We start from the raw sequence: 329 nt of genomic DNA, 5'->3' as shown, positions 1-329 counted from the left end.
TCTTCCCTGCTGGCTGGCTGGATGCCTCTCGTGAACCGTCAGCCATCGCATTCTGTGAGCTATGGGGCGAGATGCGCCGAGCCCCGCTGTCGTTCCAGGCGGCGAAGCACTCGCAATTACGAGCATACATGGCGGATCTCGGTCTCACCGACGAACGGAATCGGCCAGCACCGGAGAGAAGCGAGACGGATGAACACTTCGACTAGCCGGTGTGTTTTGGCAGGCACCATGTCCATCGCTACCCTGTGGCGGGCAGTCAATCTTCGTCGGGTTTAGGAGTCTGATTCAGTCGTGAATGGTAGCGGCGGTGTCGTATCCCGCTGATCCAT

The 329-nt window shown here is 59.3% G+C and carries 1 protein-coding gene; it reads left to right on the top strand.

What is annotated here, in order from left to right; translation table 11 throughout:
- On the top strand, positions 1–206 hold a 206-nt coding region (locus tag HP556_RS30060), incomplete at its 5' end, for a hypothetical protein (protein WP_210269003.1).
- Positions 207–329: the final 123 nt, after the last annotated feature.

Origin of the sequence: Tardiphaga robiniae, from assembly GCF_013359755.1 — a bacterium.
Taxonomy (GTDB): domain Bacteria; phylum Pseudomonadota; class Alphaproteobacteria; order Rhizobiales; family Xanthobacteraceae; genus Tardiphaga; species Tardiphaga robiniae.
The sequence above is the reverse complement of the archived record's forward strand: the minus strand, read 5'-3'. Positions and strand labels throughout refer to the sequence as shown.